Origin of the sequence: Janthinobacterium longum (assembly GCF_051380735.1) — a bacterium.
Taxonomy (GTDB): Bacteria; Pseudomonadota; Gammaproteobacteria; order Burkholderiales; family Burkholderiaceae_D; genus Janthinobacterium.
Map to the genome: position 1 here is coordinate 87,129 of NZ_JBNYXQ010000011.1, position 16,075 is coordinate 103,203.

A 16,075-nucleotide genomic window follows, 5' to 3' on the forward strand; every position below is an offset into this window, starting at 1 on the left:
GGAATTTGGTAAACTACGGCATGCCTGCAACCACCGCCAAACCGTCCAACCTGCCGCCGCGCTACAGCCTGCCAGAACTGGTGCTGCCGGCCGTGTTGCCGACCGATGCGGCAGCGCTGACGGCGTTGCTGCACTCGGTCATCGCCGCGCACCACGACGTCAAGACGCAGGCGATGAACCACATGCAGCACATGCTGGAACAGTTCGTCCTGGCGCGCCACCGCATGTTCGGCGCCAGCTCGGAACAGTCGTCAGCCCAAGGCCGCTTGTTCGACGAGGCCGAGGCGTTGGCCGCTGGCAGTGATGCAACGCAGGATGTGGCGCCGCTGTCGCCGGATACCAAGCATGATGCCAAATCGAACAGCAAACCGGGGCGTGGCAAGCGCAGCCCGTTACCAGCCGAGTTAAAACGCGTCGATATCGTGCACGATGTGCCAGCCGCCGAACGTACTTGCCCGTGCGGCACGCCGATGGTGGAAATCGGCGAGGAGATCAGCGAGCAACTCGACCTGGTGCCAATGCATGTGCGCGTGCTGCGCCACATCCGCAAGCGATACGGCTGCCCCGGCAGTGCCCACGCGCCGGTGACGGCGGCATTGCCGCCCCAACCCCTGCCCAAGAGCAACGCCAGCGCCGATCTGCTGGCCATGCTGCTGGTGGTCAAGTTCATCGACGGCCTGCTGCTGGCGCGCTTCGAATACGTGCTGGCCCGCCACGGTGTGACGGTGCCGCGCCAGACGCTGGCGCGCTGGGTTATCGGCGCGGCCGGCGTGCTGCAGCCATTGCTGAATCTGATGCGCGACACCCTGCTGGAGGGACCGTTCCTGCACGTCGACGAAACGGTGGTGCAGGTGCTCAAGGAAGCGGGCAAGGCGCCGACCTCGAACAGCTATATGTGGGTGCAAACGGGCGGGCCGCCGGGGCGGCCGGTGGTGGTGTTCGACTACGATGCGAGCCGCAGCGGGCAGGTGCCGCTGCGCCTGCTGCACGACTACCGGGGTTACGTGATGACCGACGGCTACAGCGGCTATAACGAGTTGATGCGTACCGATGGCATCGAGCAGCTCATTTGCTGGGCGCACGTGCGTCGCCGGTTCGTCGAGGCCGTCAAGGTGCAGCCGAAGGGCAAGCGCGGGCTGGCCGACGAGGCTGTCGCGCTGATCGGCAAGCTGTACGGCATCGAGCGCGACCACAAGGACGCCGATGACGCGACGCGCCTGCTGGCACGGCAAACCCATAGCGTGCCTGCGCTGGCGGCGCTGCGGGCGTGGGTCGACCAGACGCTGCCGGGTGTGACGCCGAAAAGTGCGCTCGGCACGGCGCTGTCGTACCTGCACAACTGCTGGCCGCGCCTGACGCGCTACACGGAGCGCGGCGACCTGCCGATCGACAACAACCGCGCCGAAAACGCGATCCGCCCGTTCGTCGTCGGTCGCAAAGCCTGGCTGTTCAGCGACACGGTGGCCGGCGCCAACGCCAGCGCCGTCATCTACTCGGTACTGGAGACGGCCAAGGCGAACGGGGTGGAACCTTACACTTGGTTGCGACGCGTGCTGCACGAGCTGCCGGCGGCGAAAAATGTGGAAGACGTTGAGGTGCTGCTGCCGTGGAATGTGAGCGCACTCGACCACGGCCAGAGCGTGACACCGATGGGCGTGCTGCAATGAGCCGGATCTCATCGCCGACGCTCGCCGACGCCATCAAAGTCGTAAGCGCCATGGGCATCGAGCAAAAAGAGGTACTGGCCAACGAATTGTTCGAGCGGCAGCCAAACCTGTTCGGCTCGGCGCTCGCACTCCACCGCATGGGTGTCGCCCCGGCAAAAATCGAGGTGGTGCTTGATCTGCTGTTCATCTGCTTCCAGTCAATGAAGCAGTCGGGGTTACGCTGGCCATTGATCACCGAGGCTGACCTGGACAAGCAATTAGGACGCTATGTCGCCACGGTGCGGTTTGGTGAAGACCTGGCCTTGGCACAACGCCAGCGCGCCATGACGCAATACCTCGAATCCCATCCGGAAAAACCGCTGCTCGCCTATGTCACCGACGAGCTCAACAAATGGTTGGCCGGCATCACACCCGAAGCGACCGACAACTACGTTATGCTCGCCGCCATGAACTTCGTCAACTGTATCGCATTCACCCCGATCCCGGAGCCCGCGAAGCGAACCTGAACGACCTTGCCTGGTTCGTGAAGCATGGACTTCAATGCCACCATCATGCCGGCCAGAAGATTAGCGAGCAAGGTTGGGGTTTATGGATCGCTTACGACGAAAAACAAAGAGGGTGAACGGGATCCGGAAATGCACCATTCTAAGAAGGGAAATGACTGGCACTTTGGCATGAAAGCGCACGTTGGTATGGACATGGCAACCGGCCTTATCCACACCGTCGTTGGCACGGCTGACAACGTGTCCGACGTAGCTCAGGCGCACGCGCTGCTGCATGGCGGCGAATCGGTTGTGTTGGGCGATGCGGGTTACCAGGGTGTGGCCAAGCGAGCTGAGAATGCCGACAAAGAAATCGATTCGCACACAGCGATGCGTCCCAGCCTGCGCAAGGCGCTCAAGAAAAATCCTATGGGTCGCGCCAAGGAAAAGCTTGAACAAGTAAAGGCCAGCGTGCGCGCGAAAGTCGAGCATTGCTTGCATGTCGTGAAGTGCCGGTTTAAACATCGTAAGACCCGCTATCGCGGACTGGCCAAGAACAACGCACAGTTGTTTACGCTGTTTGGCCTGGCGAACCTGGTACTTGCCCGTAGGTACTTGGGCAGGACGCATGCCCAAATTGCGTCCGCAGCATGAAGAGCAGTGAAAAATGGCCTCCGGAATCCCGGTTTATGGCCATCGCAGGCTTCAAAAACTGAACCCGGCCGAGAAATCTTGTTGAGCTCTACACCAACACGCCTTTCAGTGCCAAAAACTGATTAGTTCAGCGTTTCGCTAGGCGTCAAAAACGTTGATTGATCAACGCTTTGTTAAGTATATAATGATAAACTGCATAGAAGTAAGTCTGTAGTATTTTAAGTAAAGAAAAAGTCATTTTTTCATTAATTTAATTAATTTTAAATTATAATTCCGCTACGTTATTTTAATAGAGTAAAAATTATGATTAATAACAAATCTATATGTATTATCGCTTTTATTTTACTTTTTCCTAGCACCGCTTTTGCTTATGTCGACCCTGGTACCGGTGCTTATCTTCTGCAATTACTTATAACTATATTTGGTGCGGTGATGTTCTATATTTCTCGTCCATTTCAATTATTTAAAATGATTCGAGAATTTTTTTCAAGGAAAATAAAAAAATAATGATTCGTTTAAATATTGCAATAGGTTTATCCCTACTTTATGCGTCAGCATATTTCATGGGATTTTTAAATCCGTTGACACTTTATTTTGTACCATCGTTTTTTGATTATGTAGTTTATCCATCTATAGTTACCGTTTTTTGCTTAGTTCCGGTTATTTTGATGATGACTAGTTCTCTTTTTAGTGCTGGGATAAAGCGTAAAGTAGTTTTTTTTGGGGCCATTGCCTTGACGATTGTCGCGATCAAATCTGCTTTTGATGCAGCTGATTACCCATGGGTAAAGATCGTACCACTCATAATGCCAGCTATTTTAGAACCAGCGAAAAGATTGTTTTTAGGAAAGATAGTGCTGCTCGGCGGAGGCTTTATATTTGTTTTTGGAGTATTACATTTGAGTCGTACTAGGCTGTCACAATGGATACGATTTTTGTCGACCTTAGGGTACGCTTTTGTTTTTCTTGCAATTTATCGCTGCATTGCTCTCGATTTCATATTTCAGCCTGCATTGGTCTCTCCTTACCCAAAATCGGAAGCCGCCGCGCCCACAGTGGCACGGCGTGTTGTCTGGGTTATTTTTGACGAGATGGATTATACGCTGAGCTTAAAATCTGGATCAGGCATGTCTGGGGCATTGCCGAATTTTTCTGCGTTGACAGCGCGTGCGATCAGTGCAAATCAAGCGTTTTCACCTGGTCAAGATACAGTATATTCTATTCCTGCACTATTGACAGGTACTGCATTATCCGGAATTACTATAAAGTCGCAGAACAGACTCGACCTTTGGGATCAACAAAAAAAAATTATACGTTTCGGACTAGAGAGCTCGATATTTTCACAATTGCCGGGTGGGGTCCGCTCTGCTACTGTATTGGGATTTTATCATCCTTATTGTAAAATATTTTCTTTATTGCAATCTTGTGGCACTACATATGCTGGTAATGCCGGCAGGTGGTTTGATAGCCTCACATTTTTCAGTGTACCCTTGATGACAGCGGTCAAGAGTATCAAAGGGAGTATTAGAATTTTACCGGAATCTGTTTTGTATAATTTTGACTATATGTATCGCGCTTCAGAAAATGTATTGTCAAGTTTAGATAAAACACTTTCCAACCAGCATAGCGCATTCGATTTTATTCATGTTAATCTACCGCATTTGCCGAATATTTATGTGCAACGTCTATTAAAAGAGCCAGTAGAAAATGACACCTCAGCTTATAAACAAAATTTGATCGGTGCTGACATTGTCGTTGGGCGAATCGTTAAAAATTTACAGCTGCTGTCGGATAAACAAAATATTCTTCTTATTGTTTCTTCTGACCATTGGTTAAGAACTAATTCTAAGCAACCTGCATCTGTACCTTTTATCGTCTGGAAGGTGGGTGCTAGTGAACCTATCATCCTTCCAGATCGTATCAGTACGGTTCATAGCAAAAAATTGGCACTGGATTTTTTATCCGGAAAACTTGACACACAAGCTGCATTGTCTGATGCGTTACGGCGTACAACTTATTACGAAACTTGGAGTGCGCCTGATGGCTACAAATATTGAAAACCTAAAAAAAATCTCTTGGCGTGATCCGTCTGGTTTTGTCGCAAAAAAAGATGGGCGAATTTTTCGTGCTGTTAGCGCAAAAAAAGCTGAAGATGTCGAAATTTTAATCAAGTCATCTTGGTATCTTAAGGGAGTCGCAGATGGCTGGTTTCCGGCGTCTGAATGGGTGGCAGGCCCGAGTGACTCTGCCATCGATTCGGCTGAATTTCGCTGGCTTGAGCACCGTGCGCTTGACTTCCCCTGTTATCCCCATGAAATTACCGCGTTGCAACTGTATGACGCCGCAAAAATGACATTGCAGGTTGCTATGTCAGCGCTGGAGAATGGTTGGATAATTAAGGATGCATCAGCTTGGAATATTTTGTTTGAACATGGCAAGCCGAGATTTTGCGATCTCCTTTCATTTGAACGTATTGATGATTCCGGTGTTTGGATCGCGTATGCTCAGTTCTTCCGGCATTTTGTGATCCCGTTGTTGCTTTATCGCCACACCGGCATGCAGACGTCGGCCATGTTTGTTCAGCACCGCGACGGCTTGCAACCTGAGCAGGTTCGACGCGTCATTCATGGTTGGCGTGCTTATGTGCAGCCTGCATTGGAAGCCGTAACACTACCGATGTTTTTCGGGGGGATGCGTCAAGTGCGCGCTGCTGCTGTTCGGGAAAAGCCAAAATCTAGGCCGGCTGAGCTAGCTAAATTCCTCCTGCAGCGCACCTTGAAGCGGTTGGAAAGGCATATCAATGCGCTCAAGCCCGCTGCGTCAGCAATACCGACCAAATGGGAAAATTACGAGACCGATCGGGATCACTACGATACTACCGATGTCGTTGCCAAGGCCGATTTCGTACGCACTGTGCTGGAGCGGCCCGAAATCTCCACAGTACTTGATCTTGGCTGCAACGCAGGCGAGTTTAGTAAAATTGCCGCCGAAGTCGGAAATACAGTTGTCGCCGCTGATTATGATCATGGTGCATTATCACGGTTATATCAACAATTGCGCGGCACGGTGCTCCCAATCTCACCAATCCTGCTAGATATTGGGCGCCCCACACCGCCGGTTGGCTGGATGAACCAAGAGGTGGATAGCTTTCTAGTGCGAGCTGCGGGCAAGTTCGATTGCATCATGGCGTTGGGGCTAGTGCATCACTTGCTAGTCTCTGAACGCGCCGGCCTACCGATGATCTTGGATTTTTTCCATTCACTGCGGCCGCGTTTTCTGATACTGGAGTGGATCGAGCCGCAAGACCTGCGCTTTGCTGAAATTGCAGGTATCAATAAAGAATTGTATTCGACGATGTCGATTGAGAGTTTTGAGCGCTTATTCTCTGTAAAGTACAGCATCGAGAAGAAACAGTCCCTCGTTGCTGGTAACCGTACATTGTATTTGCTTGAAAAGAAAGGTTGAGCGGCATTCACCCAGCCCGTCTAGGCTGCCGTCCATTAATATGCGGATAATAAATTTGTTGGTTAAGCATTAACGGTGGGGCGATCAGGCGAAGACGTCGGCGTTTGCCAGTAACGTGCCGGTCTTATCTTTGCCCGACAGCAATGGTTCTCGATCCAGCGGCCAGTTGATGCCGATCGCCGGGTCATTCCACAGGATGCTACGCTCAAACTCCGGCGCCCAGTAGTCGGTTGTCTTGTACAGAAACTCAGCATGGTCGCTTGTAACCATGAAGCCATGTGCAAACCCTTCTGGTATCCATAGCTGCCGTTTGTTCGCTGCCGACAAGGTCACACCGACCCAGTGGCCGAACGTTGGCGAACTTTTGCGCAGGTCGACGGCAACGTCGAACACTTCTCCGGCGGTAACACGTACCAGCTTTCCCTGGGCTTGCTGAATCTGGTAGTGTAAGCCACGCAAAACGCCTTTGGCGGACTTGGAGTGATTGTCCTGAACGAAGTCGCGCGTCACGCCGGTCAGCTCGGCAAAACGCTTCTGGTTGAAGCTTTCGTAGAAGAAGCCGCGGTCATCGCCAAATACGGTCGGCTCGATGATCAGTACGTCTGGAATGGCGGTAGTTTGAATTTGCATGATATGGATGAGCCGTTCAGGCCTTAGTATATTTTTTCTTCGAGCAGACGCAGCAGGTATTGACCGTAAGCGTTTTTCTTTAATGGCTGGGCCAGCTGTTCCAGCTTGGCGGCGTCGATATAGCCTTTGCGATAAGCGATTTCTTCCGGGCAGGCCACTTTCAGGCCCTGGCGGTTTTCAATCGTGGCGATGAATTGTCCCGCTTCCAGCAAGGACTCGTGCGTGCCCGTGTCCAGCCAGGCCATACCGCGGCCCATCAGTTCAACCGTTAGCTCGCCACGCTCCAGGTAGACCCGGTTGACATCGGTAATTTCGAGTTCGCCGCGTGGCGAAGGCGCGATGCCGGCAGCAATGTCACAAACCTGATTGTCATAGAAGTACAGGCCGGTCACGGCGTAGTTCGATTTTGGCTGGAGCGGTTTTTCCTCTATGCTGACAGCGCGGCGCTGCTCGTCAAAGTCGACCACGCCATAGCGTTCCGGATCGTGCACATGATAGGCGAACACGGTCGAGCCGATGGTGCGCTCCGATGCTTCGCGCAACTGCGTTTCAAAGTCATGACCATAGTAAATGTTATCGCCGAGGATCAACGCCGATGGCGCGTCGCCGACAAATTCTTTGCCAATGATAAATGCCTGTGCAAGGCCGTCCGGTGTCGGCTGCACGGCATAGGTCAGCTTGATGCCCCACTGGCTGCCATCGCCGAGTAGTTCCTTAAAGCGTGGTGTATCTTGCGGCGTCGAGATGATCAGGATGTCGCGCATGCCGGCCAGCATCAAGGTCGTCAGTGGATAATAAATCATCGGCTTGTCGTACACCGGCAGTAGCTGCTTCGATACTGCCATGGTGACCGGGTACAGGCGCGTGCCGGAGCCGCCGGCCAGAATAATACCCTTGCGTTCGACAGGTGTGCTCATCAGACTACATCCTTTGCCGCGTCGCGTGCTGCGTAGTTGGTTTCTACCCATTTCAGGTAGTCGCCTGATTGCACGTCGCGCACCCATGCCTGGTTGTCCAGGTACCACTGCACCGTCTTGCAGATGCCGGTCTGGAACGTTTCCGCTGGCTTCCAGCCCAGTTCGCGTTCGATCTTGCGTGCATCAATGGCGTAGCGGCGGTCATGGCCGGGGCGGTCCTGCACATAGGTGATCTGTTCGCGGTAGCTGCCCGACGCTTTCGGATCGAGCGTGTCGAGGATGTCGCACAGCGTGTGCACGACTTCCAGGTTGGCCATTTCGTTCCAGCCGCCCACGTTATAGACTTCGCCCAGGCGGCCAGCTTCCAGCACGCGGCGGATGGCCGAGCAGTGGTCGCCCACATACAGCCAGTCGCGCACTTGCATGCCGTCGCCGTAGATCGGCAGCGGTTTGCCGGCGCGGGCGTTGCTGATGATAAGGGGAATCAGCTTTTCCGGGAAATGGAAAGAGCCGTAGTTGTTCGAGCAGTTGGTGGTGAGTACCGGCATGCCATAAGTATGGAAGTACGCGCGCACCAGGTGGTCCGATGCTGCCTTCGATGCCGAGTAAGGGCTGTTCGGTGCATACGGCGTGGTTTCGGTGAACGGTGGATCCTGTGGTCCCAGCGTGCCATACACTTCATCGGTCGATACGTGCAGGAAACGGAACCCTTCCTTTGCTTCGCCCGTCAGGGCTGTCCAGTAGGCGCGCGAGGCTTCAAGCAGGCTGAAGGTACCGTTGACGTTGGTCGAAATGAATTCGCCAGGGCTGTGGATCGAGCGGTCAACGTGACTTTCTGCGGCAAAGTGCACGACGGCACGCGGCTGGTGTTCGGCCAGCAAGCGCGATACCAGGGCGGTGTCGCCGATATCGCCGCGCACGAAGATATGGCGTGGATCGTGTTCCAGGCTGGCCAGGTTGCTGAGATTGCCAGCGTAGGTCAGCTTGTCAAGCGTGATGACTGGTTCATCGTTGAGTGCCAGCCAGTCGCGAACAAAATTGGAACCGATAAAGCCGGCGCCGCCAGTAACTAAAATCATCTGTTATCCTTTTTCTTGCTTGAACGCAATCGAGAAGCGCAAGCTTTCCGGTAACGGAAAGTTTTCGCCTGAATATCCTCTTAAATTGCGATAATTAAATTCGTTTTTTGCCTACTGCAATCTTTCAATATGCGCCATCTTTTTTGAAAATAACGTTCACTGTTTTAAACAGAATAACAATGTCGTTGAACAGCGACCAGTTTTTGACATACCAGGCATCAAGATAAACGCGCGTATCATAACTGACATCGTTCCTGCCACTAACTTGCCACAGACCCGTTACGCCAGGTTTTGCTTCCAGATAAAAGTCGACTTGATTGCCATAGCGTTCGAGTTCCGCGTCAACGACAGGACGTGGTCCAACCAGGCTCATTTCGCCCTTGAGCACATTCCACAATTGCGGCAGTTCATCGAGGCTGGTCTTGCGCAGGAAATGACCGATCGGCGTAATACGTGGATCATTTTTCAGTTTGAAATCGCGGTCCCATTCGGCACGCGCTTGCGGATCGCGTTCCAGCAGTTCTTTCAACAGCACATCGGAATTGACAGCCATCGTACGGAACTTGTAGCACAAAAAGTGCTTGCCATTCTGGCCCACGCGCTTGTGACCGTAGAAAATAGGACGGCCCGACGCAAGTACCTTTGCGGCGATCCATAGCAGGATGGGAGAGCCAACGATAAGTACAGCGATTGATGTGACCAGATCGAAACAGCGTTTGATCAGTTGCAAGCCGGGCCGAGCCAGGTTATTGCGCATGGTCAGCAACAACACTTCGTGCGCGAAGAAGTGATTGACCTCCATGCCATACAGCGGCAAGCCACGCACAGCCGGTACGACCTGCATATTGGCCACGCTGCGGCTCACCTGCTGGATCATGCCTTGGTAAGCATCGATCCCACCCTGCTCCAGCGCAACAACAGCATGGGGATCGCCCAGGGTTTTCAGGGTTTGTTCAGGGGTGGCGCCTAACGAAATACAAGGCACCGGCTCCCCCACGCGATTCACATAATGATGCTCGAAGGGCGCTTTGCCCTCAGGAATCAGGAAAGCGATCAAACGATAGCCCATCAACGCTTCTTCATTGAAAGCGCGTGCGGTTTGCAATGCGTTGTCACCCCAGCCGATAATCACCATCGGCCGTATCCAGCCACCTGCTTTCATCAACAGGTATTTGACCACACCACGCGTCAGCAGCACACAGCACGGCACCAGCAGCCAGGTCAGCAGCAGGGCGATACGCGAGTCATTCCAGCCACCAAACGAGGCAAGCGCCGCATCGATCAATCCCATCACCATGACTATCTGCAGGATCTGTCTGATTTCATTGGCGTATGGTCGTCGTTTGGCATGATGGCCCTTCAGCTTGAACAAGGCCAGTGTCACAAGGGATAGCAGAAAATGGCTGAGCAGCCGTGAACCATCCAGATGCCAGTCGTTGAGCACGACAACATCCAGTGACCAGATGCCTGCCAGCAAGAACGCGACAAACAAAGCGATTGCGTCGGCAATCGCCAGAAAGTATTTTTCCGCCGTGCTGCTGCAATACCACTTGACCTCTTTTACAAATATGCCTTCGATGGGTTTCATGATGACTTGCTAAACCTTATAAACTTCAGAGTGAGTTGCAAAGGGAGATGGCGCCGCCATCTCCCTAGTTGATACTTGCTTAAACCCGGCCGTAGCGATCTTCAAACCGCACGATGTCGTCTTCACCCAGGTAGCTGCCTGACTGGATTTCAATCAGTTCCAGCGCTACCTTGCCCGGGTTGGCCAGCGAATGCACCACGCCCAGCGGAATATAGGTCGACTGGTTTTCCGTCAGCAGATATTCTTTGTCGCCATTGGTAATCTGGGCGGTACCCGATACAACAATCCAGTGTTCAGCACGGTGATGGTGCATTTGCAGCGACAGCTTGGCGCCCGGCTTGACGGTAATGCGCTTGACCTGGAAACGCTCGCCGTTGCCGATCGAGTCATACGAGCCCCATGGGCGGAACACTTCGCGGTGCATGGTAGCTTCAGGGCGATCCTGCTTGACCAGCTGTGCTACCAGTGTCTTCGTGTGTTGTGCTTGCGACGCATCCATCACCAGTACTGCATCGGCGGTTTCCACGATGACGGTATTGCGCATGCCAATGGCAGTAACAAGGCGGCTATTGCTGTGGACCAGGCAATCGTTGCAGTCTTGCAGCAATACATCGCCCTGGGCGCTGTTGTTATCGGCATCTTTTTTTGCGATATCGAAAACGGCCGCCCATGAACCGATATCATTCCAACCGGCGTCCAGGGCGACGGTTGCCGCATCGGCAGTACGTTCCATCACGGCATAGTCGACTGCAATATCAGGGCTGGCGGCGTAGGCATCGTGATCAAGGCGGATGAAATCGAGGTCGGTTTTTGCTTTGGCTAGTGCCTCACGGCAGGCAGCGACGACGGCAGGCTGGAAGCGTTCAAGTTCTTCCAGGTATCTGCTGGCGCGAAACAGGAACATGCCGCTGTTCCAGAAATAATCACCACTTGCAATATATTGCTCGGCCAAAGCCAACGCTGGCTTTTCGACGAACTCAACAATGCGCTGTGCCTTGCCCGCTTCCTTGCCTTCGGCGCGGATATAGCCATAGCCTGTTTCCGGGCCGCTAGGTGTAATGCCGAAAGTGAGCAGCTTGCCTTGTTCAGCCGCTTCGCGCGCCAGGTTGATCGCCTGGTGGAATGCCGGGGCGTCGAGAATCACATGATCTGACGGAAGCACGAGCAAAATCGGATCCTGGCCATTTTCCATGGCTTGCAACGCCGCAGTGGCAATCGCCGGGGCAGTATTGCGGCGCATGGGCTCAAGCACCATGCGTGCGTTTTCCATGCCTATTTCGCGCAACTGTTCGGCAACGATAAAACGTGACGATTCATTGCAGACCAGCAAAGCTGGCGCCAAGGCATCAATACCCTCAAGGCGCTGCAAGGTTTGCTGCAACATGCTGGTATCACCAGACAAACGTAAAAATTGTTTCGGAAACGCGTCGCGTGAAAGTGGCCAGAGCCGTGTGCCGGAACCGCCACAAAGAACAACAGGAACGAGGGAATGATTCATTTTTGCATCAATTCAAAATTTAAAACAACTTTATCGGACGGACGAGACTATTTGCGATTCACAACAGCAATTTCTAACTGTTGCCACATAGCAAAAAATCTGGCTGAAAGTTTTCCTGAATTATTTTTAAAGTACAATTATTTTAATAAAATCGGTAGTAGTCGCGCTATTCTTCTTACACTTTTCTACAGTTTTGATGAATGGCAGAAACTTCTTTCAACATTAGATGGCTTGGTATTTTAGCACTGATTATTTTTGCTTAGATCGAAGTTTGTGCAATCAAAAAAGCAACGAACACGGCCGAGGCTGTAATGCTCAATACCAGTACCGCACCGGCCGCACAATCCTTGGCAATTTTGATGCTGGGATGAAGCGCAGGATGCAGATGGTCAACCAGATGTTCCAGTGCAGTATTGAACAATTCAGCTGCCAGAACCATGCCACAGTTCATCAGCAGCAGCGCCCACCAGATAAAGGCCGGTCTGCTGTAGACGAGCACTGCTAACACAATCAGTGCCGCAAGGCACTGCAGGCGGAAACTCGATTCCAGGGAGAGGGCTGCACGAATGCCATGGAGGGCAAAAACCATACGTTTGTAAAATGACTGATTCTTCATCAGGAAGAATGCGCTTGGGCTAGGTGTGTGGCGTACATAACTACGAATTATTATTGCAAAGAGATCAGTGCCTGCACTGTACAGCGCTGTTACAGTTGCGTATCAAAACGCATGCGGTACGGATTATTCGTACCGATACTGCCAGCAGAAAAATAAAAAGCCCGTTTCGTGATGAAAGGGGCTCTTTTAAGAGTAAGTCATCGTGAAATGTCAGACTCTCGCTACATCGGACCCATCGCCATCAGCTTGAGATAACCTCTGGCGGGGCCTTCCTGTCGCTGCCTGAGCAGCTAGGGATTAATGATGGGTGGTGGTGCCGTGGTGGGTGGTGGTCGAATCCGAGCTTGCTGCGCCAGCGACAACAGCAACAGCTGCGCCGATAGCGATCAGGGCGCTGGTGCTCAGGCCAGCAACGGTGCCGCCGGCTGCTGCGCCGGTAGCGCCAGCTGCAGGAGCTGCTGCTGCTGGAACTGGAGCGCCGCCAACTGGCTCAGTGGTTTGAGCCATTGCTTGTGCCGAAGCGAAAGCCAGGATTGCCGAAGCGATCAGAAATTTTTTCATGGAAATATCCTTTTTTAGTTAACAGGGGGAAAACACTATAAATTATGAAACTAAGTACCCGATTGTATCAACATTCGGCGTGTTAGTCTGCATGCACGCTTGATGATGGCAAGTTCAGAGGCAATCCTTCCCAATACTAAAGCATTTTCCGCCGTTTTCTGTAGCTTGTTGTAGCAAGTTAACAAAATATGCTGCGGCTGTCTTCGTTACGTACTCGCCAGAGCGGTTTGCCAAGAGTCTGCCATCGCGCGTAAAATGCACTCTTCGCGGGTGTAGCTCAATGGTAGAGCAGAAGCTTCCCAAGCTTACGACGAGGGTTCGATTCCCTTCACCCGCTCCAATAAAAAATAGTTCCAACCTTCTTCCGCCGCTCCACAGAGCAAAAATTGCGCCACAAAAAGATGCTAAGACGAGTTACTCAGTGCCTCGATTTGTTGCTCTTTAGGTAGTAAACTCCATTACTTCAATTGCTCTATTGGCAATTTTTAGAGGTGCAGCGTTGTTTTCGTCGGGCGGCACATGAAAAACCTGCACTGCAAGCCCGGTGGCCAGTGGGAGCGGAGGTGGCTTGACTTGTTATTTTGCGTTATTACACATGTGATAATCAGTTAGCGTTCGTAAGCATATGATTTTTAAGTATATTATCTTGAAAATTCCACTTAGTCCTCGACGCCATTCAAGAAGAGCAGGCATTGCTATGCCAGACTTCCACCACTTTGACCTGAAGCTTTTAAATCCCTCGTTCGATTCGCCACTTGTCGATGTTCTAACGGAACTGGAACACTTGCGGCGTTTGCAACTTGGCGGCACAACCCCTGCGTCAACCTTCTTCCAGCTCAAGCATATTTTCCACATGCTGGAAAGTCTCGGGTCTGCGCGAATCGAGGGCAACCATACGACGCTTGCGGATTACGTCGAGACTTCGGTGGAAGGCGGCACAAACGATAGCGACCAAGTGCGCGAGATATCCAACATCGAAAAGGCGATGCAGTATATCGAGGACGTGGTGACGCCGAATTCTGCTGTCTCGGAACATTTCATCAGGGAACTGCACTCGCTGGCGGTGCTTGAGCTGGAGAGGGAGGGCAATCGCACGCCTGGAGCCTATCGAACGGAAGCGGTCCGCATTGCCAAGTCAGACCATTTGCCGCCAGACCCTGTTCTTGTACCGGGTTATATGGAAGAGCTGATGGGGTTCATCAACCGTGATGATGCTCCCAAATATGCCTTGATCAAGGTTGCGTTGGCACATCATCGCTTTGGCTGGATACACCCTTTTAGCAATGGCAATGGGCGCGTCGTGCGTTTGATGACCTATGCCCTCTTGATCAAGTACGGCTTCAATGTCAAGACAGGTGGACGGGTGTTGAACCCGACCGCTGTTTTCTGCAACGACCGCGAGCGTTACTATGCGATGCTTTCTTGCGCCGACAAGGGCACGGATGAAAGCCTGGACCGCTGGTGCACCTATGTTTTGCAAGGCATCCTGGATGAGCTGCAAAAAGTAGACCGGCTAACCGACTACACGTTCTTGAAGGAGAAAATTCTGATCCCTGCGCTTGCCTATTCGGTCCAGCGGCAATTGATAACGCATGAGGAACAGGCGATTTTGCTTGAGGTGGTAAAGCTCGGCACTGCAAAATCTGGCGATCTTGCCAGAGTGATGCCGGGGCTAAAACCCGCTCAGCGCACGTACCAGATCAAGCGTCTGGTGGAAGGAAAGATGTTGCAGCCCATCAAGCCTGGTGCACGCCAGTATACGATGTGCTTTACGAATAACTTCCTGCTACGTGGGGCCATCAACGCGCTGTCGAACGAGGGTTTCATCTCCGCATCCTTGAATGGCCCTGCGTAAGCAGGCATGCAACACGGCTTATCACGTCGGCATGACGATCTTGCCGCGTCGTAGTGAATGTTGTTGCGTGGTTTTCATGCTATCGTGCCCTGAAAGATCGCTCCACAATCGCTAAATCGACCGCATGGATGGCTGTTTGTATGGCTGCTATAATGTTGTCTTTGCGGAGCAGAAACGGGCCGCAAGCCCTCATGGTTGTTGAGTTCCTTGTCGAGCTTCCCAAGCTTGCGACGAGGGTTCGATTCCCTTCACCCGCTCCATTTTTCGCCGCCATGCGGGTTCGCGTGGCGCAGCCACTTTTCTTTCATTCCCATGTCTTCTGATACCCCAGCAAACGGCCCTGCGCGGCCAATGATGTACGATCCGACCGAACACCGCATCCGCAGTTTCGTTACTCGCGCAGGCCGCCTTTCGGTGGCGCAGGCGCGCGCGCTCGACACGCTGGGGCCGCAGTTTTTGCTGCCGTTCGGCAAACAGACGCTGGACTTCACACAGGTATTCGGCCGCCAGGCGCCGGTGATCCTGGAAATTGGCTTCGGCATGGGCGCTACCACCGCGCATATCGCCAAGGCGATGCCGGACAAAGACTTTATCGGCGTTGAAGTGCATACGCCGGGCGTGGGCAGCTTGCTCAAGCTGATCGGTGAAGAGTCGCTGACCAATTTGCGCCTGCTGCAGCATGATGCCGTGGAAGTGCTGACGCATATGATTCCCGCCAATTCGCTGGCCGGTATTCACGTATTCTTCCCCGATCCATGGCACAAGGCGCGCCACAACAAGCGCCGCCTGATCCAGTCGCCATTCGTGCGGCAACTGACCGAGCGCCTGGCGCCGGGCGGCTATCTGCATTGCGCCACCGACTGGGAAGACTACGCGGTCCAGATGCTGGAAGTGCTCAGCGCCGAGCCGCAACTGCAAAACAGTGCCGAGGGCTATGCGCCGCAGCCGGCCTATCGTCCGCTGACCAAGTTTGAAAACCGCGGTTTGAAGCTTGGCCATGGCGTGTGGGACCTGGTCTTCATCAAGAAATAAAACTGCACACGGCAACAGGCTTGCTGGTCAA

At 52.9% G+C, this 16,075-nt stretch carries 13 protein-coding genes, 1 tRNA gene and 1 pseudogene; 8 read left to right on the forward strand and 7 right to left on the reverse strand.

Annotated elements, in window-relative coordinates; translation table 11 throughout:
- Positions 1 to 20: 20 nt before the first annotated feature.
- The 5 genes and pseudogenes from tnpC (at position 21) to ACQ4WM_RS21970 (ending at position 6,268) form a co-directional block, all read left to right on the forward strand.
- Positions 21 to 1,667 carry an IS66 family transposase gene (gene tnpC, locus ACQ4WM_RS21950; protein ID WP_436548774.1) on the forward strand — a complete coding sequence of 549 codons (1,647 nt, stop codon included), beginning with the start codon at positions 21 to 23 and terminating at the stop codon, positions 1,665 to 1,667.
- Positions 1,664 to 2,173 (forward strand): hypothetical protein, encoded by a 510-nt coding sequence (locus tag ACQ4WM_RS21955; protein ID WP_436548775.1) that lies wholly within the window; start codon positions 1,664 to 1,666, stop codon positions 2,171 to 2,173. The genes tnpC and ACQ4WM_RS21955 overlap by 4 nt, the downstream gene beginning before the upstream one ends.
- A 93-nt stretch (positions 2,174 to 2,266) precedes the next feature.
- Positions 2,267 to 2,803 (forward strand): annotated as a pseudogene (locus ACQ4WM_RS21960) (IS5 family transposase); the annotation flags it as partial.
- A 506-nt stretch (positions 2,804 to 3,309) separates the two neighbouring features.
- Positions 3,310 to 4,860: a hypothetical protein gene (locus ACQ4WM_RS21965; protein ID WP_436548776.1), complete on the forward strand. Its 1,551-nt coding sequence runs from the start codon at positions 3,310 to 3,312 to the stop codon at positions 4,858 to 4,860.
- Positions 4,844 to 6,268 (forward strand): class I SAM-dependent methyltransferase, encoded by a 1,425-nt coding sequence (locus tag ACQ4WM_RS21970; RefSeq protein ID WP_436548777.1) that lies wholly within the window; start codon positions 4,844 to 4,846, stop codon positions 6,266 to 6,268. Before ACQ4WM_RS21965 ends, ACQ4WM_RS21970 begins: the two co-directional genes overlap by 17 nt.
- An 84-nt stretch (positions 6,269 to 6,352) precedes the next feature.
- On the opposite strand, the gene rfbC is transcribed toward ACQ4WM_RS21970, so the two are convergent.
- The 7 genes from rfbC to ACQ4WM_RS22005 form a co-directional block, all read right to left on the reverse strand.
- Positions 6,353 to 6,898, reverse strand: coding sequence for a dTDP-4-dehydrorhamnose 3,5-epimerase (gene rfbC, locus ACQ4WM_RS21975; RefSeq protein WP_436548778.1), 546 nt, complete (start codon positions 6,896 to 6,898; stop codon positions 6,353 to 6,355).
- Between the two features lie 23 nt (positions 6,899 to 6,921).
- Positions 6,922 to 7,815 carry a glucose-1-phosphate thymidylyltransferase RfbA gene (rfbA, locus tag ACQ4WM_RS21980; protein ID WP_436548779.1) on the reverse strand — a complete coding sequence of 298 codons (894 nt, stop codon included), beginning with the start codon at positions 7,813 to 7,815 and terminating at the stop codon, positions 6,922 to 6,924.
- On the reverse strand, positions 7,815 to 8,894 hold the full coding sequence (gene rfbB / locus ACQ4WM_RS21985) for a dTDP-glucose 4,6-dehydratase (RefSeq protein ID WP_436548780.1): 1,080 nt from the start codon (positions 8,892 to 8,894) through the stop codon (positions 7,815 to 7,817). The genes rfbA and rfbB overlap by 1 nt, the downstream gene beginning before the upstream one ends.
- A 124-nt stretch (positions 8,895 to 9,018) precedes the next feature.
- Positions 9,019 to 10,482: an undecaprenyl-phosphate galactose phosphotransferase WbaP gene (gene wbaP / locus ACQ4WM_RS21990; protein WP_436548781.1), complete on the reverse strand. Its 1,464-nt coding sequence runs from the start codon at positions 10,480 to 10,482 to the stop codon at positions 9,019 to 9,021.
- Positions 10,483 to 10,561: 79 nt separating this feature from the next.
- Entirely contained in the window at positions 10,562 to 11,980 is a 1,419-nt protein-coding gene (locus ACQ4WM_RS21995; protein WP_436548782.1) for a mannose-1-phosphate guanylyltransferase/mannose-6-phosphate isomerase, read from the reverse strand.
- A gap of 259 nt (positions 11,981 to 12,239) precedes the next feature.
- Positions 12,240 to 12,596, reverse strand: a complete 357-nt coding sequence (locus tag ACQ4WM_RS22000) for a diacylglycerol kinase (protein WP_436548783.1) — start codon at positions 12,594 to 12,596, stop codon at positions 12,240 to 12,242.
- 297 nt (positions 12,597 to 12,893) lie between these two features.
- On the reverse strand, positions 12,894 to 13,157 hold the full coding sequence (locus ACQ4WM_RS22005; RefSeq protein ID WP_436548784.1) for a hypothetical protein: 264 nt from the start codon (positions 13,155 to 13,157) through the stop codon (positions 12,894 to 12,896).
- A gap of 266 nt (positions 13,158 to 13,423) precedes the next feature.
- Between ACQ4WM_RS22005 and ACQ4WM_RS22010 the strand changes: the two genes are divergently transcribed.
- The 3 genes from ACQ4WM_RS22010 (at position 13,424) to trmB (ending at position 16,044) form a co-directional block, all read left to right on the forward strand.
- Positions 13,424 to 13,497 (forward strand) — tRNA-Gly (locus tag ACQ4WM_RS22010).
- Between the two features lie 357 nt (positions 13,498 to 13,854).
- Positions 13,855 to 15,012, forward strand: coding sequence for a Fic family protein (locus ACQ4WM_RS22015; protein WP_436548785.1), 1,158 nt, complete (start codon positions 13,855 to 13,857; stop codon positions 15,010 to 15,012).
- Positions 15,013 to 15,363: 351 nt separating this feature from the next.
- Complete coding sequence (gene trmB, locus ACQ4WM_RS22020; RefSeq protein WP_436548786.1) at positions 15,364 to 16,044, forward strand: tRNA (guanosine(46)-N7)-methyltransferase TrmB; 681 nt, start codon at positions 15,364 to 15,366, stop codon at positions 16,042 to 16,044.
- Positions 16,045 to 16,075: the final 31 nt, after the last annotated feature.

Coding starts and splice junctions, on each gene's coding strand:
- tnpC (WP_436548774.1), top strand. CDS start 21: ATGCCTGCAACCACCGCCAAACCGTCCAACCTGCCGCCGCGCTACAGC.
- ACQ4WM_RS21955 (WP_436548775.1), top strand. CDS start 1,664: ATGAGCCGGATCTCATCGCCGACGCTCGCCGACGCCATCAAAGTCGTA.
- ACQ4WM_RS21965 (WP_436548776.1), top strand. CDS start 3,310: ATGATTCGTTTAAATATTGCAATAGGTTTATCCCTACTTTATGCGTCA.
- ACQ4WM_RS21970 (WP_436548777.1), top strand. CDS start 4,844: ATGGCTACAAATATTGAAAACCTAAAAAAAATCTCTTGGCGTGATCCG.
- rfbC (WP_436548778.1), bottom strand. CDS start 6,898: ATGCAAATTCAAACTACCGCCATTCCAGACGTACTGATCATCGAGCCG.
- rfbA (WP_436548779.1), bottom strand. CDS start 7,815: ATGAGCACACCTGTCGAACGCAAGGGTATTATTCTGGCCGGCGGCTCC.
- rfbB (WP_436548780.1), bottom strand. CDS start 8,894: ATGATTTTAGTTACTGGCGGCGCCGGCTTTATCGGTTCCAATTTTGTT.
- wbaP (WP_436548781.1), bottom strand. CDS start 10,482: ATGAAACCCATCGAAGGCATATTTGTAAAAGAGGTCAAGTGGTATTGC.
- ACQ4WM_RS21995 (WP_436548782.1), bottom strand. CDS start 11,980: ATGAATCATTCCCTCGTTCCTGTTGTTCTTTGTGGCGGTTCCGGCACA.
- ACQ4WM_RS22000 (WP_436548783.1), bottom strand. CDS start 12,596: ATGAAGAATCAGTCATTTTACAAACGTATGGTTTTTGCCCTCCATGGC.
- ACQ4WM_RS22005 (WP_436548784.1), bottom strand. CDS start 13,157: ATGAAAAAATTTCTGATCGCTTCGGCAATCCTGGCTTTCGCTTCGGCA.
- ACQ4WM_RS22015 (WP_436548785.1), top strand. CDS start 13,855: ATGCCAGACTTCCACCACTTTGACCTGAAGCTTTTAAATCCCTCGTTC.
- trmB (WP_436548786.1), top strand. CDS start 15,364: ATGATGTACGATCCGACCGAACACCGCATCCGCAGTTTCGTTACTCGC.